17 protein-coding genes and 1 tRNA gene are annotated in these 21,653 nt (G+C 66.2%); 11 read left to right on the plus strand and 7 right to left on the minus strand.

Going from position 1 to position 21,653, the window contains the following annotated elements:
- The 6 genes from ABZW74_RS15750 to ABZW74_RS15775 form a co-directional block, all read left to right on the plus strand.
- Nucleotides 1-1,810, plus strand: a 1,810-nt coding sequence (locus ABZW74_RS15750; RefSeq protein WP_355277397.1) for a 3'-5' exonuclease, incomplete at its 5' end; no start/stop codon positions are given.
- Between the two features lie 55 nt (nt 1,811-1,865).
- Nucleotides 1,866-2,933: a potassium channel family protein gene (locus ABZW74_RS15755; protein ID WP_240861570.1), complete on the plus strand. Its 1,068-nt coding sequence runs from the start codon at nt 1,866-1,868 to the stop codon at nt 2,931-2,933.
- A gap of 7 nt (nt 2,934-2,940) precedes the next feature.
- Nucleotides 2,941-3,876 carry an NAD(+) diphosphatase gene (nudC, locus tag ABZW74_RS15760; RefSeq protein WP_355277400.1) on the plus strand — a complete coding sequence of 312 codons (936 nt, stop codon included), beginning with the start codon at nt 2,941-2,943 and terminating at the stop codon, nt 3,874-3,876.
- Between the two features lie 39 nt (nt 3,877-3,915).
- Nucleotides 3,916-4,200 carry a mycoredoxin gene (locus ABZW74_RS15765; protein WP_240861564.1) on the plus strand — a complete coding sequence of 95 codons (285 nt, stop codon included), beginning with the start codon at nt 3,916-3,918 and terminating at the stop codon, nt 4,198-4,200.
- 185 nt (nt 4,201-4,385) lie between these two features.
- On the plus strand, nt 4,386-6,539 hold the full coding sequence (locus tag ABZW74_RS15770) for an ATP-dependent DNA helicase UvrD2 (protein WP_355277403.1): 2,154 nt from the start codon (nt 4,386-4,388) through the stop codon (nt 6,537-6,539).
- Nucleotides 6,540-7,074: 535 nt separating this feature from the next.
- Entirely contained in the window at nt 7,075-7,365 is a 291-nt protein-coding gene (locus ABZW74_RS15775) for a WhiB family transcriptional regulator (protein ID WP_240861559.1), read from the plus strand.
- An 81-nt stretch (nt 7,366-7,446) separates the two neighbouring features.
- Here the strand turns inward: ABZW74_RS15775 and ABZW74_RS15780 are convergent, their stop codons facing one another.
- From ABZW74_RS15780 to ABZW74_RS15790, 3 genes are all read right to left on the minus strand, one after another.
- On the minus strand, nt 7,447-8,760 hold the full coding sequence (locus ABZW74_RS15780) for an AarF/UbiB family protein (RefSeq protein WP_240861554.1): 1,314 nt from the start codon (nt 8,758-8,760) through the stop codon (nt 7,447-7,449).
- Nucleotides 8,757-9,686, minus strand: coding sequence for a hypothetical protein (locus ABZW74_RS15785; RefSeq protein WP_240861552.1), 930 nt, complete (start codon nt 9,684-9,686; stop codon nt 8,757-8,759). Before ABZW74_RS15785 ends, ABZW74_RS15780 begins: the two co-directional genes overlap by 4 nt.
- 79 nt (nt 9,687-9,765) lie before the next feature.
- A complete protein-coding gene (locus tag ABZW74_RS15790) occupies nt 9,766-11,130 on the minus strand; it encodes a zinc-dependent metalloprotease (RefSeq protein WP_240861550.1) in 1,365 nt (454 codons plus the stop codon).
- 111 nt (nt 11,131-11,241) lie between these two features.
- On the opposite strand from ABZW74_RS15790, the gene ABZW74_RS15795 reads away from it, so the two are divergent.
- Entirely contained in the window at nt 11,242-12,309 is a 1,068-nt protein-coding gene (locus ABZW74_RS15795; RefSeq protein WP_240861547.1) for a S16 family serine protease, read from the plus strand.
- A gap of 19 nt (nt 12,310-12,328) precedes the next feature.
- Here the strand turns inward: ABZW74_RS15795 and ABZW74_RS15800 are convergent, their stop codons facing one another.
- Nucleotides 12,329-12,793, minus strand: coding sequence for a PPA1309 family protein (locus tag ABZW74_RS15800; RefSeq protein WP_355277408.1), 465 nt, complete (start codon nt 12,791-12,793; stop codon nt 12,329-12,331).
- Between the two features lie 158 nt (nt 12,794-12,951).
- Here ABZW74_RS15800 and ABZW74_RS15805 point away from each other — a divergent pair, with 158 nt between their 5' ends.
- Nucleotides 12,952-15,942 (plus strand): UPF0182 family protein, encoded by a 2,991-nt coding sequence (locus tag ABZW74_RS15805; RefSeq protein ID WP_308221074.1) that lies wholly within the window; start codon nt 12,952-12,954, stop codon nt 15,940-15,942.
- 221 nt (nt 15,943-16,163) lie between these two features.
- Here ABZW74_RS15805 and ABZW74_RS15810 read toward each other — a convergent pair whose 3' ends face one another.
- Nucleotides 16,164-16,451, minus strand: coding sequence for a hypothetical protein (locus tag ABZW74_RS15810; protein ID WP_240861013.1), 288 nt, complete (start codon nt 16,449-16,451; stop codon nt 16,164-16,166).
- Nucleotides 16,452-16,679: 228 nt separating this feature from the next.
- Here ABZW74_RS15810 and ABZW74_RS15815 point away from each other — a divergent pair.
- Nucleotides 16,680-16,756: transfer RNA gene (locus ABZW74_RS15815), tRNA-Met, on the plus strand.
- A gap of 278 nt (nt 16,757-17,034) precedes the next feature.
- Here ABZW74_RS15815 and ABZW74_RS15820 read toward each other — a convergent pair.
- On the minus strand, nt 17,035-17,676 hold the full coding sequence (locus tag ABZW74_RS15820; RefSeq protein WP_240861019.1) for a TetR/AcrR family transcriptional regulator C-terminal domain-containing protein: 642 nt from the start codon (nt 17,674-17,676) through the stop codon (nt 17,035-17,037).
- A gap of 85 nt (nt 17,677-17,761) precedes the next feature.
- Between ABZW74_RS15820 and ABZW74_RS15825 the strand changes: the two genes are divergently transcribed.
- Both ABZW74_RS15825 and ABZW74_RS15830 read left to right on the plus strand, forming a co-directional pair.
- Nucleotides 17,762-18,715 (plus strand): zinc-binding alcohol dehydrogenase family protein, encoded by a 954-nt coding sequence (locus ABZW74_RS15825; RefSeq protein ID WP_240861021.1) that lies wholly within the window; start codon nt 17,762-17,764, stop codon nt 18,713-18,715.
- Nucleotides 18,716-18,925: 210 nt separating this feature from the next.
- Nucleotides 18,926-20,530, plus strand: a complete 1,605-nt coding sequence (locus tag ABZW74_RS15830) for a DUF222 domain-containing protein (protein WP_355277413.1) — start codon at nt 18,926-18,928, stop codon at nt 20,528-20,530.
- An 81-nt stretch (nt 20,531-20,611) separates the two neighbouring features.
- Here ABZW74_RS15830 and ABZW74_RS15835 read toward each other — a convergent pair whose 3' ends face one another.
- The gene (locus tag ABZW74_RS15835; RefSeq protein WP_240861025.1) at nt 20,612-21,631 is read right to left on the minus strand and encodes an ABC transporter substrate-binding protein; all 1,020 of its coding nucleotides are present in this window, start codon (nt 21,629-21,631) and stop codon (nt 20,612-20,614) included.
- Between the last annotated feature and the right edge of the window lie 22 nt (nt 21,632-21,653).

A 21,653-nucleotide genomic window follows, 5' to 3' on the forward strand; every position in this document is an offset into this window, starting at 1 on the left:
CGAAGAGATCGCAGCGGCCGGCGGCACCGTCACCAGCCGCGAACAACTCGACGCCGCACTGGACGCGGTTCTGCCCACCGAGGTGGTCGATCGCGCCGGGATCGCCGACGCCGTCATCGATCCCGGCGAGCCGACCCGCTACAGCCCCGACGGATATGCCCGCATCCGTGCCTTCGGTGCGCAGTTGGAGTCGCTGCGACGCCGCATCGGTGCGCCTCTGCCGGAACTGGTCGCCGACGTCGAAAACGTGATCGGCGTCGGGGTCGAGGCGCAGATCCGGGCGCGGCGGATGCGTGGCGCGATCACCGGTCGCGAGCACCTGGACGCCTTCGCCGAGTACGTCACTCACTACGCCGACCGTCCCGGAGCCAATCTGCCTGGCCTGCTTGCCTTTCTGCAAGCGGCCGAGGCCATCGAGAAAGGTTTGGAACCGGGCCGGATCGAGGTGGCGGCCCAGCGGGTCCAGATCCTCACGGTGCACGCCGCCAAGGGCCTCGAATGGGATGTCGTGGCGATTCCGCATCTGTGCAAGGGAATCTTCCCGGGCGGCAAGGCTGATTCGACGTGGCTGGGCAGCGCGCGGGAACTCCCGGCCAAGCTGCGCGGAGATCTGGCGGTCGCCGCGGAACAGGGCAACGATCATCCCGAAGGCTTTCCGACGCTCGATCTGCACACGGTCGGTGACCGAAAAGAACTCGAGGACAAGCTGACCGAGCACAAGGAGGCAATCGCGCAGCGGCGGCTCGAGGAAGACCGCCGACTCCTCTATGTGGCGCTGACCCGAGCGCGCCACGACCTCTACATCTCGGCGCACCAGTGGTCGGAGACCGGGGACAAGCCGCGCGGCGGATCGGACTTCTTCGCCGAGTTGCTCGCCGAGATCTCCTCGACCATCGCCGACCCCACGGCGAACTCCGACGGCCTCACGGTCGACACCATCGCACCCGACCCGGAGGACGGCGCAGCCAATCCGCTCGCGGAGCATGTGGTGGCCGCGCCGTGGCCGGCGGATCCACTGATCGGACACCGGGATTCGGTGCAGACGGCCGCCGACCTCGTGCTCGCCGAGATCGCCGGCCGCGATCTGCCCACGCTGTTCGACGACGCACCGTCGGCCGAGAGCGGGGCACAGACCGACGATGACGAGGTGGCGGCGTGGGAGGCCGAGGTGTCGGCGTTGCTGGCCGAACACCGGGCCGGGAATCAGGCACTCGTGGAGGTCGAGTTGCCGACCCATCTGTCGGTCAGTCAGCTCGTCGAACTCGACATCGATTCCGATGAGTTCGCGCGCCGGTTGCGGCGTCCGACCCCCTTCCGGCCCAACCCGACCGCACGGCGCGGCACCGCTTTCCACGCCTGGGTGGAGCGATGGTTCGGCGCCACCCGACTCCTCGACATCGACGAACTGCCCGGAGCCGCGGACGCCGCTGCCGCCCCCGACACCGACCTCGAGGCCCTGCGTGAGGCGTTCCTCGCCTCGCCGTGGGCGTCGCGCAGCCCGAGCGAGGTGGAGGTGCCGTTCGAGACAGTGATCGGCGGGATCGTCGTCCGGGGACGGATCGACGCCGTGTTCGCCGAGCCCGACGGCGGCTGGACGGTGATCGACTGGAAGACGGGAGCGGTTCCGGAACCGGCCCGACGCGAATCGTTGTTCGTCCAGCTCGCGGCGTATCGCATCGCGTGGGCGCAGTTGGCCGGGGTGCCGATCGATCGCGTGCAGGCGGCGTTCCACTATGTCCGTTCGGGTCATACCCTGCAAGCCGACCACCTGCCCGACGAAACCGCTCTCGCGGCGAAGCTCGCACCATGAGCTCGATGCGTTAGATTCCTCAGTGTGAGCGAACCGTTCGAGCACCGATGCGGCCATGCGTAACCGCCTGCGCCGACGATTCGCCGGCGAACAACTCGCCGATCGGCCCGATTACGACCTGGTCGGGGTCGTCCGCATCCCGGAGCTGCAGCAGAGCCCTGGCCGTGCCATCGGCAAGCGGGTGGTGTTCGCCATCGTCGCGCTGTTCTTCACCGCAGGCCTGGTCTACCTCGACCGCGACGGCTACCGCGACGTCCAGGACTCGCCGCTGTCCTTCCTGGACGCCATGTACTATTCGGCGGTCACGCTCTCGACCACCGGCTATGGCGACATCACGCCATATACACCCGAGGCCCGGCTCATCAACCTGCTGATCATCACCCCGCTGCGCGTCCTGTTCCTGATCGTCTTGATCGGTACGACACTGGAAGTGCTCACCGAGCGATCGCGGCAAGCCCTCAAGATCCAGCGTTGGAGGAACAACGTGCGCAATCACACCGTCGTCATCGGCTACGGCACCAAGGGCCGCACCGCGGTCGACGCCATGGTCGGGGACGGGATCAAGCCCGCCGAGATCGTGGTCGTGGACGCCAACCCGGACGTACTCGAAGCGGCCGCTGCCGACGGCCTGGTCACCGTGCGCGGCGATGCCACCAAGTCCGATGTCCTGCGTCTGGCCGGTGTCGCCCACGCGTCGAGCATCGTCGTCGCCGCCAATCGCGACGACACCGCTGTGCTCGCCACGCTCACCGCCCGCGAGATCAATCCGCGCGCCAAGATCGTCGCGTCGATTCGGGAATCCGAGAACACCCATCTGATGCGCCAATCGGGCGCCAACTCGGTGGTGGTGTCGTCGGAGACCGCCGGACGGTTGCTCGGGATCGCGACGATGACCCCGTCGGTGGTCGAGGTGATCGAGGATCTCCTGACTCCGGATGCCGGATACGCGATCGCCGAACGTGAGGTCGAACCGTCGGAATCCGGTGGATCGCCCTCGCACACCCGCGACATCGTGCTCGGTGTCGTCCGCAACGGCACACTGCATCGGGTCGACGACGCCGAGGTCGAACAGATCGAGGTCGGCGACCGACTGCTCTATGTGCGCAAGGGGTCGGCGGAGTGAGTCGACGATGAGTGGCGCCGAGTTCAGCCTTCGTCAGCCGCCGCTGCTCTCGCGCGCGGGTTTCGATCGGGCCGACGAGATCCGCGACGATCCGGCGCGGATGTCCGCCGGTTGGCCGAGCGCCCGCGTTCTGCTGATCGACGCGGATGGACGCTACCCGGTCAACGACAGCGGGGGACTGCACTGGATCCCCGCCGCTGACCTTGCGGACGCGCCACCGGGCGACGCGATTCTGCTGGGCGTGGCCGGCGGCGACCTGTGGGCGCGCCGCGTCGACCACATCGACGGGCCGACCGACGACGCCCGACGCGGGGCGGTGCGGCTGTCCGCGGACGAGGCGGGGCTGCTTGCAACTGCTCTCGGCATCCTGAATTGGCATGCGACGGCGAGCTATTCGCCGGTCGATGGGGCAGCGACGGCGCCGGCGCGTGGCGGCTGGGTACGCCGCGGTGTCGACTCCGGACGCGACGAATTCCCGCGCACCGACCCGGCGATCATCACCGTCGTGCACGACGGAGGAGATCGCGTGCTGCTCGGCCGGCAAGCGGTGTGGCCCGAGGGTTGGTATTCGACGCTCGCCGGATTCGTCGAGCCGGGAGAGTCGTTGGAGCAGTGCGTGATTCGCGAGGTCCACGAGGAAGTGGGCATCACCGTCACCGAACCGCGCTACCTCGGCAGCCAGCCGTGGCCGTTCCCGCGATCGCTGATGCTGGGTTTCGCCGCGATCGGCGACCCCGAGCACGAACTGCACTACCTCGACGGCGAGATCGGGCACGCGCAGTGGTTCCACCGCGACGAGGTCCGCGCGGCGCTCGCCCGCGGCGACGATTGGGTGCGACCCGAGGCCGGCGCCGAGACACCTGCAACTGACACCCATCGGCTCCGGCTGCCCGGTTCCATCTCGATCGCGCGGGCGATGATCGAGTCCTGGGCCGCGGGTTGAGGTGGGAACAGTGCGGCACCGCGTGGTGTTATTGACCACATGAGCAATGTGATCGACGACGAGGCCGGCGCGCGGACCTCGGACACTGGTGAACTGACCATGTACACCACCTCGTGGTGCGGCTTCTGTGCGCGACTGAAGACCGGCCTGCGCAGCAGCGGCATCCACTGGCAGGAGATCGACATCGAGCTCAACCCCGACGCGGCCGAGTTCGTGGGCAGCGTCAACGGCGGCAACCACGTGGTCCCGACCGTCCTCTACGCAGACGGCACCACCGCCACCAACCCGTCGATCGCCGAGGTCAAGGCCAAACTGGGCGTCTGATCGTCCCGACCTTCTCCCTCAACCCACCGCTCCCTGAGGTGCTCGAGGCGCTGGCCGAGAGCCTCGAAGGGCCTGGTGAGACAACAACTCCACCTCGCCATGGGCTTTGAGGCTCGCAGGCTCGCACCTCAGCCATCGGTAGGGGCGCCTCGCGCCTTCGCCGGCGGAAGAACGGTGGAAGCAGCATGGCGGGTAAGACGTCGGTGGTGGGTGAGATAGTGGACGGCGTGTCCGATCCGAGTCGTCTTCGCAATGCGCCAACGCAGGCCGCAGGCCTCGATCCCGAGCAGAGTGCTGCGGTCCTCGCGCCTCGCGGTCCGGTGTGTGTTCTGGCCGGTGCCGGAACCGGCAAGACGCGTACGATCACCCGGCGGATCGCGCATCTGATCGAGAGCGGCCAGGTCAATCCGGGCCAGGTACTCGCGGTGACGTTCACTGCTCGCGCCGCGGGTGAGATGCGGACGCGGCTCCGCTCGCTCGGAGTGGGTGGCCCGCGCGGCACCGACAGCGTTGCCGCCCAGACCTTTCACGCCGCAGCGATGCGCCAACTGCGTTACTTCTGGCCGCGAGCGTTCGGCAGCGCGCGGTGGGAACTGCTCGACAACAAGTTTCCGGTCGTCTCACGGTCGGCGCGACGCGCCCGACTCGACACCTCGACAGACACCGTGCGCGACCTCGCGTCGGAGATCGAGTGGGCCAAGGCGTCGCTGATCGATCCCGAGCACTATGCGGAGGCGGCGTTGCGCGTCGGCCGCGACACCCCGGCACCGCCCTCCCAGGTGGCTGCGGTGTACGGGCATTACGAGGATGCCAAGGTGTCGGCGGACGGTGACCGGATGCTCGACTTCGACGATCTGCTGATCTACATGACGCAGATCCTGGCCGCCGATCCTGGTGTGGCAGAAGAGTTCCGGTCACGCTACCGGTGTTTCGTCGTCGATGAGTACCAGGACGTGACCCCGGTACAGCAGGGTTTGCTCAACGCATGGCTGGGCGACCGGGACGACCTGACCGTCGTCGGCGACGCCAACCAGACGATCTACACGTTCACCGGCGCGACGCCGTCGTACCTGCTGGATTTCGGCCGTCGGTTCCCGGATGCGACGGTGGTCCGCCTGGAACGCGACTACCGGTCGACGCCGCAGGTCGTCGATCTCGCCAACCAGGTGATCGGGGCTGCGCGCGGGCGGATCGCCGGTACACGGCTCAAGCTGGTCGGGCAGCGGCAGGCGGGCCCCGAGCCGCAATTCGCTGAGTACGACGACGAACCGGCCGCCGCATCGGCGGTGACCGCTGAGATCGCGCGCCTGGTGGATTCGGGGGTGTCACTCGCCGAGATCGCAATCCTCTACCGCGTCAACGCCCAGTCGGAGAGTTATGAAGAGGCGCTGACCGAGGCGGGGATTCCGTATCAGGTGCGCGGCGGGGAGGCGTTCTTCACCCGGACCGAGATCCGGCAGGCGATGCGGCAGCTCACCGTGATGGCCGGACGTGAACTGCCGGCCGACGCCGAGGTTGCCACCGTCGTGCGCGCGGTTCTCGCCGAGCTGGGTTTGTCCGACGAAGAACCGGCCGGTGCGCAGGCACGTAGCCGGTGGCAGTCGTTGCGCGCCTTGGAGATGCTGACCGCCGACATGGTCACGGAGAATTCCGACCTCACGCTGCCTGAACTCGTCGCCGAACTGTCGGTGCGTGCGCAGGCGCGGCAGCCGCCGACCGTCCAGGGCGTCACCTTGTCGTCGTTGCATGCGGCCAAGGGACTCGAATGGGATGCGGTGTTCCTGGTGGGACTGACCGACGGTTCGCTGCCGATCAGCCAGGCGATCAAGGCCTCGGCCGACGAGATCGAAGAGGAGCGGCGCCTGTTCTACGTCGGGGTGACCCGGGCGCGCGAGCATCTGCACCTGTCGTGGGCACTGGCCCGTAACGAGGGCGGCCGCCCGCGACGCCGTTCGCGTTTTCTCGCCGACCTGGTGCCCGACGACTCTCCGGCCTCCCGTGTTGCGCCGGAGCGTAAGTCACGGCGAGGCCCGGTGTGCCGCGTGTGCGGGACTCGGTTGATGGATTCCACCGCGACGCTGCTGGGCCGATGCGCGGACTGTCCGTCCGACCTCGACGAGGGTCTGCTGGTGGCGCTCAAGGAGTGGCGCCGCGATCGGGCGCAGACGAAGAAGGTGCCGGCCTATGTGGTGTTCTCCGACAAGACGCTGACCGCCATCGCCGAGCAACGTCCCACCGACACCGCCGCGCTGGTGTCGATCTCCGGGATTGGTGCGCAGAAGCTCTCCGAGTACGGCGAGGAGATCTTGGATTTGGTGAAAACCGCAGGTCAAAAATAGGTTGTGCGATCCTGCGGACACCACCTACCCTGGTTGAGTCAGCACGGGGTGACAGGTGCGTGTCCATCGCATCGCAGGAGCTCACGTGGAAGCCATCGAGAAGGAAAGGAGCGGACAAGTGAACGGAATCAATATGTATCTGGCCGGCGGTAGCTGCCTGCCTGTGGCCAAGCCGTGTGCGGCACCCATCAGCGGTGTTGCGGCTGTCGATACCCGGATTCGTCGCGACCGCTCCTGGGCGGTCGCAGTACCGCGTTCGATGGCCCTCCATCTGGCGGCAACGCATGCAGCGTTCGCCGGAGCACCGGCCGCCGAAGCACGAGCGCTAGAGCGGTTCCCCGTGCAGCATCGAAGTTCATGGAGTAGTTGACTCCACGACATTCGGGCCACGGGCGAATCGCAGAAGCGAACCCGTGGCCCTTTTTGTGAAGCCCCACACGGTTCTCATCTCACGATGAGAAGCGAAGCGGCTCTCCCACATTGAGGACTCGGGTCGGAGAACACCCAAGTATCACGAGCAGATGTGGAGAGCAGAATGACTGTCGAATGCGTTCTCGAATCCTGTCTTTCGGCGAACCGCGTGTCGGTTGGCCGATTGGACCTGCCCTGCCAGGTGGCCGATGCAGACCTGTGGTTCGCCGAGGACCCGCGCGACCTCGAGCGCGCAAAGGAACTGTGCGCCGAGTGCCCGTTGCGGACGCAGTGCTTGCAGGCTGCGATGGATCGGGCCGAGCCCTGGGGTGTCTGGGGCGGGGAGATCTTCGAGCGCGGCACCGTCATCGCGCGCAAGCGGCCGCGTGGCCGCCCGCGTAAGACGGTCGCGTGAGAAGTGAAGAATCGGTTGCCATGGCGCTCGGAAAGCGAGCGCCATGGCAACCGATTGCTATTCGTCGAGGTTCGGGCGACGTCAGGCCAGGCCCGGAACCCACTTTTCCATGATGGCGCGGTACGGTGCGTTTGCCTCGAGCTGTGATGCGATGCCCACGCAGCCGCCGAGTACCCGGAAAACCATGACGAAACGCTTGGGCACGTTGAGATTTCGCGATGTCTTGTACACGTCACCCCGGACGTCGGTGGCCTTGCCCGCCGCGCGCTGCATCCACTTGCGGGTGAAGTGGAACGACTCGGTGTACAGCGGATCGACGTAGGGCTTCAGGTAGGCCTCGATGTCGGCGGCCTCCACCTTGTCGGCGCGGGACGCCAGAATGAAGTCCGACTCCACCATCAGCTCTTTGAGTTCGGCGTACTTCTTGTCGCGGGCCAGTCGCAGGATTGGTCCGGTCTCCGGCGGCAGTCCGCCGGGGTAGTGGCCGACCGCGCCGAAGTCGAGCACACCGAAGCGGCCGTCGTCGGCGATGAAGAAGTTGCCGGGATGCGGGTCGCCGTGGAGCAGACCCAACCGGAATGGTGAGCTCACCTCGAACTCGGCCATCCGTGCGGCGGCGGCATCGCGCGTCGCCTGGTCGCCGGTGGTGATGATCTTCGACAGCGCAGTGCCTTCGACCCATTCGGAGACGACCACCTTGGGCGCGCTCGCCACGACCTTGGGGATGAGGAACTGCTCGTCGCCGTCGAACTCTTTGGCGAAAGCACGCTGGTTGTCGGCCTCACCGAGATAGTCCAGTTCGGCCTCGGTCCGGTCGATGAGCTCGTCCATCATCGCCTTGACGTCGGTGCCGGGCGAGAGTTTCTGCAGCAGACCCGACATGCGCGACAGGGTCTTGAGGTCGGCCTTCAAGGCGTGGTCGGCGCCCGGGTACTGCACCTTCACTGCGACGGTGCGCCCGTCGGACCACACGCCCTTGTGGACCTGCCCGATACTCGCCGAAGCGGCCGGGGTGTCGGAGAACTCCTCGAAGCGTTCGCGCCAGCGGGTGCCCAGCTGTTGGTCGAGGACCTTGTGGACCTTGTCCGCCGACATCGGCGGTGCGTCGGCCTGCAGCTTGGTGAGTGCCTCGCGGAATGGCTCCCCGAACTCGTCGGGAATGGCGGCCTCCATGATGGAGAGCGCCTGGCCCACCTTCATGGCCCCGCCCTTGAGTTCGCCGAGAACCGAGAACAATTGCTCGGCGGACTTCTCCAGCAACTCCTGATTGACTTGGTCTTTGTCCTTGCCGACCATGCGCTTGCCGAAGCCTGCGGCCGCGCGGCCGGCCATTCCGATGGGGAGAGACGCCAGCTTCGCGTTGCGCCGACCCTGCCCCCTGGTGATGTCGGTCATAGCATCCTTTCCCCGTCAAGAATAGATGACGGACCCTCATGTTCGGCGCGGGGGCGACATTCGCACAGCGGGTGCGGCGGCCACTGCGTGAACTCGATGCGTGCCGTGTCCGGCCGGAACTCGAGGACCCTGTCGAACAGTAGCGGTCGCGAACCGTCCGACGCCGGACGGACACGGCCCGGGTTCTGCAGGGCTGTGCAGAGTTGCTCGATCTGGACATGCGCGAGTGCTGCGGTGGTGCGGATAGTTGCCGAACTCGCGTAGCCGGGCTGCCGGACGAGTTGCGCGGCGAGCAACGGCCAGTCGGGTTCCATCGTGGTGCGGTGGTGGTCGGCGCACCGCAGGCAACTGGACATGCCGGGGAGAACGAGCGGGCCGACAACACCGACGCCATCACGAACCCGGACCTGGAGGTGGGGAATGCGTAGTCGTGCCAGGGCGCTCGTCAAGCTCGGATCGTGCACCAGGAAGTCGGTCAGGACAACAAGATTCGTGTCCCAGGTCTCGATGGCTCCGGCGCCGGGGCGTCGTGCGGTGTGGCGTGCGGAGATCCCCGTCTCCGACAGCAGCGAACCGATCAGATCGGCCAGTGGCCCTTGCCCGTGAATACGTACGCGCAGTGCGGGTTCGGCGGACGCGGCCGCCGGCACGCGCGCTTTTCCGGCGGACACCAGGCGCGACAGGATCTCGTCGACGTCGGCGGTGTTGAGACCCGCGGCCCGGATACGCATGGCGACGTCCTCCGGGCGGCAGGGCTGCTGCATGGAACGCAGCAGGTCCGCCACCGCGGATGCCTGCACTTGGGCGTCGACGTCGATGACGAGACTGTCGGCCGGATCGGTGCCGATGTGTACCCGATTGGCCGGGCGCACGAGAATCGGTGTTCCGGGCTGGATCATCGGAAGCGTGGCCGGTCGGGTCTCCATGACCAGACTCTGCCAGGCTGCGGCGCGTCGAATCAGTGTGGCGGCGAGTTATCCACAGGCATGGCTCCCGCGTCGACGACTATGGAGTCTTCGGCGGGTCGTCGGACTCGCCCGAGGTGTCGTCGTCGCGTTCGGCCGCCAACGTCCGCTCGAGTTCGGCGATCGGGTCGTCGAGGGCTCCGGTGTCACCACCGATGACCCGGTCGATGAATGCGGCCGGTTGGTCGAGATCTTCGCCGTCGGGCATGAGGTCGGGATGTGCCCAGACGCCGTCGCGGGTCGCGATGTCGGAGGCATCGAGCAGCTTGCGCCACAGATCCGACGCCTCACGCACCTTTCGTGGGCGCAGTTCCAGTCCCACCAGGGTCGCGAAGGTCTGCTCGGCGGGTCCGCCCGACGCCCGACGCCGACGCATGGTCTCGGTGAGCGCGCCGGTACTCGGGATCCGGTCACCGAGTGCCTGACCGACGACCGATTCGACCCACCCTTCGATGAGTGCGAGCAAGGTCTCGAGCCGGTTGAGTGCGGCCTTCTGCTCGGGTGTCGTGGTCGGCTCGAACGACGCCGACGACCCGATCAGCTCCTCGAGTTTGCCGGGGTTGGAGAACAGTTCGGTGGGGTCGATGCTCGACGTCGCGTCAGCGATTCCGCTGAAGTCGACACTGATCCCGCGGGCGTATTCCTCCACGGTGGACAGCAGTCGTTGGCGGAGCCACGGAACGTGCGTGAACAAACGGACGTGGGCGGCCTCGCGCGCGGCGAGGAACACGATGATCTCTTGCGCGGGCTGCTCGAGACCTTCGGCGAACTTCGCGATCGCCTCGGGGAGGAGTACCGCCACACCCTCGGCTGCCAACGGGAGGCCGATGTCGGTGGAGGTGAGCACCTCCTTGGCGAGCTGTCCGAGACCCTGCCCGAGTTGGGTACCGAAGGCCATGCCGCTCATCTGGGTGAGCATGCCCATCATCGGCCCGGCGAACTGTGCGGCCTCCGCGGGCAGGTTGTCCTGCCACGTCCGGGCGAGCTGCTCGGCGACCGGATTGCACAGGCCCTTCCATGTGGGCAGCGTCTCTTCGAGCCACTGCACGGGGGTCCACGCCACCGACTGCGACACTCCGCTGGGCAGGGTGGTCGCGTCGTCGAGCCAGACGTCGGCAAGACGCACGGCGTCGGCGACGGCGCCGGTCTCCTTGGCGAGAACGGGTGTGAACGAACCGATCTGCTGACGAGCCAAGTTGGTCGCGACCTGGTAGTTCACCGGTCCCTGGCCGCCGCCGGTCATGCCGGCGCCCATGCCGCTGAGCATGCTGCCCAGTTGGGAGAACATCTGACCCAGCGCAGCCGGATCCATCGACGACGGGTCGAATCCGGCCGGTCCGTCGGATTCTTTGCGGCGGTCGTCGTCGTCACCGGACGACGAGAAGCCGAAGGGCAGGTCACTCATGCCATCCACGGTACCGCTCGAATACCGCCAGATCGGGGGTGAGGTGTTCGCGTTGAGCGTAGTGCGCTCAAGACATGCGGGGGTGCCGGTGGAATCGCTAACGTGAGCGGAATGACGCTGCAGGCCCAGTACCGCCGGATCGCCACGGTCGCGGTGACCACGCTGGTACTCGTCGTACTTCTCGTGCTCGGCACCCAGGTGCTCGTGCCCTACGTCGCGCTCGGGCCCGGGCCGACGCTGAACACGCTCGGGACCGCGCAGGTGAAGGGGCAGGACGGCAAGGTTCAGACGCTCCCGATCGTCGACATCCAGGGTGCCCAGCTCGACCCGACGACCGGAAACCTGAACCTGACCACCGTGTCGGTGACCGACGGTTTGAGTCTCTTCGAAGCGATGGGCAAATGGCTGTCCGGCGAGTACGCACTGCAGCCACGCGACCGCATCTACGACCCGGACAAGACCACCGACCAGGTGCGTGAAGAAAACGCCCAGCAGATGACCGGGTCGGAGGACGACGCGACCGCAGCGGCGCTGCGGTTCCTCAACCGGCCGACCAAGCTGGTGATCGGCACGATAGTGTCAGGCGGACCGTCATCGACCGTCCTGAAACTCGGTGACCAGGTGAATCGCGTCGGCGGCACTCCTGTCGTGACCGCCGAGGACTTCGACAACGCGGTGGAGAAGGCTCCCGTCGGCAAGCCCCTCACGCTCGACATCGTGCGCAACAACGTTCCGTCGGCAGTCTCGGTGATTCCGCGATCCGACGCGCGCGAACCCAGCAAGGCGAACATCGGGGCCGACGGGGCGGTCGTCAACGCCGACCCCGGGCTCAAGATCACCTACTCCGTCGGCGACATCGGCGGACCGTCGGCCGGAATGATGCTGTCGCTGGCCGTCATCGACAAGCTCAGCCCCGGCGAACTCACTCACGGAAAGTTCATCGCCGGCACCGGCACGATCACCGACACCGGAGTGGTCGGGCCGATCGGCGGCATCACCCACAAGACCCGCGCCGCCCGAGACGCCGGGGCGACCGTCTTCCTGGTGCCCGGCAGCAACTGTTCCGAAGCCGCCTCCGACAAACCGGACGGCCTCGAGTTGGTGAAGGTCGACTCCCTGCAAGGCGCGGTCGACTCCCTCAACGCCCTCGGAGCCGGACGGCCGGTCACGCACTGCTGATGCGGGTCGGGGGCTCGCCTCAGGCGTCCGGCTCGAACGTCGCGGCAAGCGCTTCGACGAGGTCGACGGCGAGGTCGGGGTGGGTCAGCAACTCGTCGGACGCGGGTTCGGTGAGCAGTCGCATCATCGCGAGGCGCGGTCCGTCGCGCAGCACGCCGACGGCGAGCCGGGCGGGCTGCTCGGCTTGTCGCGACGCCGCGTCGGCGGGCGGTGCGACGGTGATCTGGGTGGTCAGCACAGCGCCGGTGACCGCCTCCGGCCAGGCTGCGGTGGCCAGGAATTCGTCGAGGTCGTCGATCTCCTGCTGGACGGGGCTCAGTTCGGACGCGTCGTCGTCGGCGACGAGACCGGGTTCCAATTCGGCCAGCACCGACGTCGGGACCAGCGAGAACACGGCCGGTTGCGCACCGAGCCCCGCGGTGTGGTCGATGACTTCTCGCATCGCCGAACCGAGTGCATCGGGGGAGAATCGTCGAGGCGTCATCCCGTCATCATTCCCTCCACAGCCAGTTGGCAGGGAACCCACACGCGAATGTGATCGTTATGACGTTTCGAGCGGTCAGTAGAGTGGGCGCAACGACACTCGGCGCGACCGGCCGGAAGATCCAGCCGACGTCATGTCCGGATTGAGAATTTTGGAGAGTGGGTCAGGTGGGCGTTCGCGGGCCGGCAGGGATGCCGACACTGTCACGCAGGAGCAAGATCGCCATTGGGATCGGCGTCGGCATTCTGGTGCTGCTGCTCGTCGGGCCACGGTTGGTGTCGATCACCACCGACTGGCTCTGGTACAAGGACCTCGGCTACTCGCAGGTGTTCTCGACCATCGCCTGGACCCGCATCATCCTGTTCCTGATCACCACGATCGTGGTCGGCGGTCTGATCTTCGGCGCGATAGCGGTGGCCTACCGATCCCGACCGGTGTTCGTGCCGACGAGCGGACCCGCCGATCCGCTGGCGCGCTATCGGACGGCGATCATGGCGCGGGTCCGATGGTTCGGCATCGTGCCCGCGGTGATCATCGGCGCGCTCGCCGGGCTGGTGGCCCAGGGTTCGTGGGCGACGGTGCAGGTCTTCTTGCACGGCACGGACTTCGGTGTCCGCGATCCGCAGTTCGGTCTCGACATCGGCTTCTACGCTTTCGATCTGCCGTTCTACCGGTTTGTCCTGAATCTGCTGTTCGTGGTCGTGGTGATCGCATTCATCGCGAACCTGGTGACCCACTATCTGTTCGGCGGAATCCGGCTCGGTGGCGGCAGCGGAGCGCTGACCACGGCCGCGCGCATCCAGCTCGCCGTGCTGGCCGGAACCTTCTTGCTACTCAAGGCCGTTGCCTACTGGTTCGACCGGTACTCTTTGCTGAGCAGCGACCGCAAGGCCGAGATCTTCCCGGGCGCCGGCTACACCGACATCAACGCGGTGCTGCCGTCGAAGCTGATCCTCATGTCCATCGCCATCATCTGTGCGGTGGCGTTCTTCGCCGGGGTTGTACTGCGTGACTTGCGTATTCCGGCGCTGGCGACGGTGCTGATGTTGTTCTCGGCGCTGCTGATCGGCGTCGGGTGGCCGCTCGCGATGGAGCAGTTCTCGGTGAAGCCGAACGCCGCGCAGAAGGAATCCGAATACATCCAGCGCGCGCTCGACGGGACGCGTCAGGCCTACGGCATCGGCCAAGACAATGTCGAGTACCAGCGGGACTGGACCGCCCAACCGGCCACTGCGACAACGGTGAACGCAGACACCACGACACTGTCGAACATTCGTATCCTCGATCCGAATGTGGTGTCGCCGACGTTCCGTCAGCAGCAGCAGCGCCGCAACTTCTACGGTTTCCCGACTCAGCTTGCCGTCGACCGGTACCGGGTCGACGGACAGTTGCGCGACTACGTCGTGTCGGTCCGTGAACTCGACCCCAGCCAGTACCAGGGCAACCAGACCAACTGGCTCAACAAGCACCTCGTATTCACCCACGGCGACGGATTTGTCGCAGCGCCGGCCAACCGTGTCCGCGAACCGGTGAACGACAACGACGACAACGACATCGACAGCGGCGGTGATCCGCTGTACTTCGTCACCGACACCACCAACGTCAACAACGCCGAGCATCAGCAGGACGCGCCGATCGTGGTGAAGCAGCCGAGGATCTACTTCGGCGAGTTGATCGCCAAGGTCGATCCCGACTACGCGATCGTCGGCTCCAACAATGGTCAGCCGCGCGAGTTCGACGGCGGCAGCGACGACGGCGCGCGTTACACCTACACGGGCACCGCCGGTGTGGGACTGGGCAATTGGTTCACCCGCGCGATGTATGCGGTGAAGTTCACCGAGCGCAACTTCATCCTGTCGAGCGAGATCACCGACGCGTCGCGGATCATCTACAACCGCGACCCGCGGGACCGGGTGAAGAAGGTCGCGCCGTGGCTGACTGTCGACTCCAAGACATACCCGGCGGTGATGGCCGATGGCTCGATCAAGTGGATCGTCGACGGCTACACCACGCTCGACAACTACCCGTACTCGCAGCCGACGTCGTTGCAGAGTGCGACCGCCGACGCCCAGGACCTCAATCCGGGACAGACGGGTCGCACCCAGGTCAACAAGACGATCGGGTATGTCCGCAACTCGGTGAAGGCGACCGTCGATGCCTACACCGGTGAAGTGACGCTGTACGAGTTCGACACCAAGGATCCGGTTCTGAGGACCTGGCGAAAGGTGTTCCCGGGCACGGTGAAGAGCCGCGCCGAGTTCGACCAGAACACATCGCTGCGCGAGCATGTGCGCTACCCCGAAGACATCTTCAAGATCCAGCGGTCGCTGCTGACGCAGTACCACGTCGATTCACCGCAGACCTTCTTCCAGGGCAACGACCGTTGGTCGGTTCCGCCGGACCCCACCAATTCCGATGCCGCACAACGCGGTCTGGACCAGCCGCCGTATTACTTCGTGGCCAGGGACCCACGCACGCAGCAGGCGTCGTTCCAGTTGACCTCGGTGCTGAACCGTCTCGACCGGCCCATCCTGGGTGCATACGTGACCGTGTCGTCCGAGCCGGGAAGCTATGGGCAGATCACCGTCAAGGAACTGCCGGGCAACAACCAGCGGTCGGGTCCCGTGCAGGCGTTCAACCCGATGAAGGCCGACGGGCGTGTGGCGCAATCGCAGCGCGACCTCCAGGCCACCGCGACGGTGACCTTCGGTAACCTGCTGACACTTCCGGTGGGGGACAACGGGATTCTGTACGTGGTCCCGATGTACGCGCAGGCGCAGGCGGCCGAGGCGTTCCCGCGCCTGTTCCGGGTAATCACCCGCTACGAGCCGGGTAATGGGCAGTCGAGCATCGGTTATGCGACGACCACTGCGGAGGCGTTGCGACAGGTCGGCATCAACCCGGGTGCTGTCGGGATTCCCGAACCGGCACCGACCGACACCGACAACCAGCCACAGCCTCAACCGCAGCCGCAACCGCAGGGAGGGCAGCCGACTGCCGCCCAGCGGGATGCGGTCAAGGCCATGGACGAGGCATTGCAGAAGCTGACACAGGCGCAGACCAGTGGCGATTTCCAGGCCTATGGCGCGGCACTCGAACAGCTGAAACGTGCTGTCGCACAGTACGAGGCGGCTCAGCCGGCGGGTTGATCAGGCGTAGCTAGTGCGAGGAAGCGCTTCTACCGATGGCTGAGGTGCGAGCCCCCTACCGCTGGCTGAGGTGTGAGGAGCGCAAGCGACGAGCCTCGAAGCCCCTGGTGAGATGACGATGTTGTCTCGCCAGCCCTTCGAGGCTCGCAAGTTCGCGCCTCAGGGAGCGGATGGGTCGCGCAGGGAGCGGAGGGCTGGGTCGCTCAGGGCGCGGCGGAAACTCAGTCGCGGTACTCGTGCAAGTAGCGGTCGGTCTCGGCCGGGGTGTTGTCGGGTATCACCGGTGAGTGGTGGTAGCGGTGGATCAGCGACGTGAAGATCGTGACGGCGCCCGCGAACGCGGCGACCATCCCCAATCCGCACAGGATCGCCGGGCCGGTGTTGCCGGCCGCCATGGCGACCAGCCACAGTGCGGCGAGGGCGAACCCACCGAGGATGAGCAGGAACGCGACGATGCTCATCGGATGATTGCCGTGGCTCTCGTGCCGGTGCGGGTGATGCGTGGTCATGGTGCCTCCTCGGGTGGTCGTCGGCGCGCCTATTGTACTCGAAATGTGACATCGGTCACAGGAGTATCACGCAGTCGGGTTGCTCGCATATGTCGATGTTGCGGGGTCGGTTTCGCCGGCGATTGACGTCGAAGGGAGTCGGGGTGAGTCGCGTTTTCCCAGTTCAGGCGACATCTAGGTATCGATTTGCACCGCAGGCGAACGTATGTGTAACGTGGTGTTCACCAACGCGGGGTGGAGCAGCTCGGTAGCTCGCTGGGCTCATAACCCAGAGGTCGCAGGTTCAAATCCTGTCCCCGCTACCACGATGAGAACCCCCGTCCGGCACATCCGGGCGGGGGTTTTCTGATTCTGTTGGCCCCGTTCCATCGATCGGGGGAGTCACCGACATCATCGGGAGTGCTGTGGCCGAGGCCGACGTCGACCGCACCCAGCCTTGGCTTGTGTTGCTTGCGGCAATTGGCACAGGAGTGACCGCCGCTGTCTATGCTGCCCTGCTGTGGAACGTCCGTACCAAGGCGTTCTTTGCTGCCGGGGGCTGAGCTTGCCCAGTCGCGGTGGATCCGCGACTGTCCGACGGGAGTCAGAGGCTCAGGCGCACACCGATTCCCTCGATCAGCGCCTCCAGGCCCCAATCGAACGCCTCGGTTGGCAGGTCCGCGACCTCGTCACTCAAGGCGTACTGCAGCGGCTGCTCGTCCGGATCGAGCCGTGCGCGTCGATCGTCCGCGGTGAAGCGGTCATGCCCCGGGGTGGGGTGTCGGTGCTGTTCTTCCACGACGAAGCCACTCACGAAGACGTTGACCGTCTGCAATGCGCGCTGAGCGTCGACCGGTGACATCCCGGCCTCGACGAGAACCCGCACCGGCTCTTCGAGACTGCGCAGCGCTTCGTCGTCGACGAGGGTGGTGCCCGACACCAGCTTGGCGCCGTCGCGGAACGACAGCAGCGTGCGCCGGATGTGATGGGCGCTGGTGCGGAGCAGCACCCGCCAATCGGCTCGTGCCTCAGGTGATATCGGCTCGGCCAGCATTTCCGCGATGATGCGCGACGCCATCGAATCCTGCAGATCGGACATGTCGCGGAAGTGGTAGTAGAGCGCGCCGGCCCGAACGCCCAGGCGTGCGGCCAGGGCTCGCGCGGTGATGCCGTCCAAGCCGCTCTCGGCGAGCTGCTCGAACGCCGCGTCGACGATCGCTTCGCGGCTGAGGGTGGTGCGCGCCATTGCGTGTCCTTGAGCTCCCTTGACTTCTGAACAATGTTCAACAACACTAGCAGACGAGTATTTGAACACTGTTCAGGAGCGAATCATGAAAGCTGCAGTCGTCACCGACTTCACCAAGCCACCCGCCTGCGCGGACTTTCCCGACCCCGCCGTGTCCGACGGACTCGTCGAGGTCGAGATGCTCGCCGCCGGAGTCCACCAGCTCGTCAGGTCTGTCGCGAGCGGCGCCCACTACTCGTCCGGCGACGAGTTGCCCTTCGTCGCCGGCGTCGATGGCGTTGGCATCATCGACGGGCAACGCGTGTACACCGGAGGTTGTCCGGACCCGTACGGCACCATCGCCGAGCGCACCGTCGTCCCGCGCGGCTTCGGAATCCCGGTCCCGGACGTCCTGGCGACCGAGGTTGCTGCGGCCATCGTCAATCCCGCGATGTCGTCGTGGATGCCGCTCGTCACGTGTGGTGATGTCGTGAAGGGCGGCACGGTCGCGGTGTTGGGCGCGACGGGAACGTCTGGGTCCCTCGCCGTCCGGATCGCGTTGCACTTCGGTGCCAAGCGCGTCATTGCCCTGGGCCGCAACGCTGATGTGCTTGCACGCGTTGCCGACGATCCGCGCGTGGTGGCGGTGTCGCTGATTCACGACGACCCTGCCGAGAGTCTCGCGGCGGCCTTCGCCGACGGCATTGATGTGGTTCTCGACTATCTGTGGGGACCGGTGGCCGAGATGGCGCTTGGAGCCCTCCGGGCGCACAGCCTCACCGAAAGTCGTTCTCCCGTGCAGTATCTCCAGATCGGGGCGGTCGCGGGCCGCGACATCGCGCTCGACGCGGCAATCCTACGTGCACGGCCGATCTCGATTCGCGGTTCCGGTGGTGGTTCCATCGATCCGATGCTGATGCTGCGGGAACTCCCGAGTATTCTGGATTATGCTGCAAGCGGCGAACTTTCGATCAACGTGCGGACGGCACCGCTGAGCGACGTAGCCGAAGCGTGGGTCGACGACCGGCCGGGCCGGCTTGTGATCACCATGGGTGGCTGAAAGCCTCCCGAGGAATTTTCGAAGGATCCTTGCGCGTGTCGGGTTGACCGCGTAACCTCGAACAGGTATTCGAATGGCGCTTGGGGGAGGTGCGTGGGGGTGGCGGAGATTTCGGGGGATTCTGGTTCTGGTTCTCGCGTGCCGGATGAGCGTCGTGCGAGTCCTGCGTTGTATGGGCCTGGCGCCGCGTGGAATTCGCGGTTGGTGGGGGTGCCGCGGGATTTCGACGAGTTGATGTCGGTGCGCGCGGAGACCGAGCATCCGGATTCTGATGGTGCGCCGTCGGGTCGGGATGATGTGGTCGATCTGTATCGGCAGTTGCATGGTTTGTTGGATCGCATCGATGCGGTCGACACCACCGGTAATACGTCTGCGGAGGTCGTGGAGGTGGCCGGGGAGCATGAGCGTGCGGTGCGTCGGATGGCGTGGTCGGGTCATCGTCGGGTGATGGACGTCTCGGACCGGGACGCGTTCCGTTTGGTGGGTGATACGTCGGTGCACTCGTTTCTGACGACGCGTCTGCGGGTGACGCAGCCGCGGAAGCGGATAGCGGAGATGGCGGCGGTGGCCCGGCATTTCTCGGTGTATGGCGAACTGCTGCAACCGAAACGGCCGTATCTGGCCGAGGCGGTGGCGCAGGGTGCGGTGGGTGCCGATCATGTGCATGCGGTGTTGGACACCTTGGACAAGATCCCGGCGGCGATCCCTGCGGATGTGGTGGAGGCGGCGGAGCGGGACATGGTCGACTATGCGCGTGAGTTCACGCCGAAGGAGATCACTGCGTTGGGGACCCGGGTGTTGGCGCATCTGGATCCGGATGGCACGTTGACCGATGACTCCGATCGCGCGCGGCGGCGCGGGGTGTCGTTGGGGCGGCAGGATTCTCAGTTGATGTCGAAGCTGAGTGGACAGTTGGATCCGTTGACCCGGGCGATGTTCGACACGGTGTTGACGGCGTGGGCGGTCAAGGGGATGAACAATCCGGCCGATGAGACGCCGTTGCAGGGGTCGAAAGACGATGTCAGTGCCGAAGAGTTGGCGGCGGCGGCCGAGCGGGATGACCGGTGCCCGGCGCAGCGCAATCACGATGCGTTTCGGGCGTTGTTGCGGGCGGCGTTGGATGGGAAGCTGTTGGGCAGCTCGGTGAATGGGTTGCCGCCGCATGTGATTGTGAAGATCACCGATGCCGAGTTGGCCGAGCGCGCGGGGTTTGGTCGGACGGCGACGGGTACGGATCTGCCGATCGAGGACGTTATCGCGTTGGCCGCGGAGGCCCAGCTGCATTTGGCGGTGTTCTCGGAGGTGACGGGTCAGCCGTTGTATTTGGGGACGGCGCAACGGTTGGCGTCGCGGTCGCAGCGGTTCTTGTTGTTTGCCCATCATGATGGGTGCGCGTGTCCCGGGTGCAGTGTGCCGGCGGCGAAGGTGCAGATTCATCACGCGGACAAGGACTGGGCCGATGGCGGGGTGACCGACATCGATACGTTGGGTCCGGCGTGTGGTCCACATAATCGGGTGGTGGGTCCGGAGCCGGGGCAGTACACCACGCATGTGGTCAAGGAGGGTCCGGATGCCGGGCGTACGGCGTGGACGTTGAATCCGCAACCCGGTGCGCCTCCGAATCCGGCGCGGATCAACCGGGTGCACGATGTGCCGCAACAGGTCACGGCGTTGGTGCGCCGTAAGCATCGGTTGCGGCCACCCGGCCGGGACGACACCACCACACCCCCGATCGATATTCGGGAGAATCAACGCCAACGACGGTTGGTCACGGCGGGTTGGAGCGTGCGCCGGGTGCGGTTTCCGGTGGAGTAGCGAGTGGTCAAGCGGCGATGTTGTCTCGCCAGGGGCTTCGAGGCTCGCAAGCTCGCACCTAGCCGGCGGGACGTGCTCGCGTCAGGCGTGTGAGGGCTTGTACAGCCATTCGTTGAGGGAGTAGTCGGTCTTCAGGCTGCCTTGTGCGACTAGGAACGCCTTGGTGCCCTCGAGGAGTCGGACGCCGGCGGCCGGGAATGGTTCGGGGGCATAGCCTCCCGGGTTGGCGGCGGCGCGGATGTCGGCCGGGTTGGCCTTGGAGTTCTTGATCTCGAACGCGAGGTACTCGTCCCAGTGCGCCTTCGCGTAGATGACGGAGTCCGCGATCAGCTTTTGCCACGCTGCGCCGAAGTCGGGCTGCTTGGCGAGGAACGGGTTGGCCGCCACCGACACGCTCGTGCCGGCCAGCCCCGGATGGTTGGTGTAGACCGAATCCACCAGGCGGTATCCCTTGCGCTGGAACGACTGCAAGGCGACCGACGGGATCACCCCGGGCAGAGCCGCGCCGGCGATCTCGCCGGTACTCAACGGACCTTCCTGGTCGGCGGGATACAGATGGACCAGCTGAGCGGTGATGCCCTCCTGCTGCAGCGCACCCTGCAGGTACCGATCGATGTAGGAGCCCTTCGGGACGCCGATCTTCTTGCCGGCCAGATCCTTCAAGGACTTGATCGACGGATCTTTCACGACCACACCGGCGTCGTTGTTGAACTGTGTGATGGCCAGCAGTCGTGTGTCGAGGCCGCTGCCCTTGGCGACGAGTGCCGGTGTGTCCCCGTAGTTCCCGACGTCCAGGCGGCCGCCGAGCAGCGCCTGGTTGAGGTCGGGGCCGTTGGGGAAGCTGTACACCTCCACCGCGTCGACCCCGAGCGGCTTGAGCGCGTTGAGGAGTTCACCTCGGCTGTGGGCGAATCCGAGCGGCCCGGTCAGGACGTTGACCGAGCCGATGACACCGATCCGCAGCGTTCCGATCACGTCCCGTTGTGCGCTCGACGACTGGTCGGTGCAGCCGGCCAAGGAGAGGCCGACGAGGGCAGCCAGTATCAGCCCGACCAGTGGCGTGCGGGCAAGGAACAGCGCGAAACGACGAAGGAGATGCATAAACAGGGTTCCTAAGCTTGGG

It is taken from the genome of Gordonia sp. NPDC003585 (genome assembly GCF_040610755.1).
Classification (GTDB): domain Bacteria; phylum Actinomycetota; class Actinomycetes; order Mycobacteriales; family Mycobacteriaceae; genus Gordonia.

Excerpts from the sequence above, each read along its gene's own strand:
- ABZW74_RS15755 (WP_240861570.1), top strand. The coding sequence starts at position 1,866 with ATGCGTAACCGCCTGCGCCGACGATTCGCCGGCGAACAACTCGCCGAT.
- ABZW74_RS15820 (WP_240861019.1), bottom strand. The coding sequence starts at position 17,676 with ATGGCGCGCACCACCCTCAGCCGCGAAGCGATCGTCGACGCGGCGTTC.
- ABZW74_RS15800 (WP_355277408.1), bottom strand. The coding sequence starts at position 12,793 with ATGACGCCTCGACGATTCTCCCCCGATGCACTCGGTTCGGCGATGCGA.
- nudC (WP_355277400.1), top strand. The coding sequence starts at position 2,941 with ATGAGTGGCGCCGAGTTCAGCCTTCGTCAGCCGCCGCTGCTCTCGCGC.
- ABZW74_RS15835 (WP_240861025.1), bottom strand. The coding sequence starts at position 21,631 with ATGCATCTCCTTCGTCGTTTCGCGCTGTTCCTTGCCCGCACGCCACTG.
- ABZW74_RS15790 (WP_240861550.1), bottom strand. The coding sequence starts at position 11,130 with ATGAGTGACCTGCCCTTCGGCTTCTCGTCGTCCGGTGACGACGACGAC.
- ABZW74_RS15765 (WP_240861564.1), top strand. The coding sequence starts at position 3,916 with ATGAGCAATGTGATCGACGACGAGGCCGGCGCGCGGACCTCGGACACT.
- ABZW74_RS15810 (WP_240861013.1), bottom strand. The coding sequence starts at position 16,451 with ATGACCACGCATCACCCGCACCGGCACGAGAGCCACGGCAATCATCCG.
- ABZW74_RS15770 (WP_355277403.1), top strand. The coding sequence starts at position 4,386 with ATGGCGGGTAAGACGTCGGTGGTGGGTGAGATAGTGGACGGCGTGTCC.
- ABZW74_RS15775 (WP_240861559.1), top strand. The coding sequence starts at position 7,075 with ATGACTGTCGAATGCGTTCTCGAATCCTGTCTTTCGGCGAACCGCGTG.
- ABZW74_RS15785 (WP_240861552.1), bottom strand. The coding sequence starts at position 9,686 with ATGGAGACCCGACCGGCCACGCTTCCGATGATCCAGCCCGGAACACCG.
- ABZW74_RS15825 (WP_240861021.1), top strand. The coding sequence starts at position 17,762 with ATGAAAGCTGCAGTCGTCACCGACTTCACCAAGCCACCCGCCTGCGCG.
- ABZW74_RS15780 (WP_240861554.1), bottom strand. The coding sequence starts at position 8,760 with ATGACCGACATCACCAGGGGGCAGGGTCGGCGCAACGCGAAGCTGGCG.
- ABZW74_RS15795 (WP_240861547.1), top strand. The coding sequence starts at position 11,242 with ATGACGCTGCAGGCCCAGTACCGCCGGATCGCCACGGTCGCGGTGACC.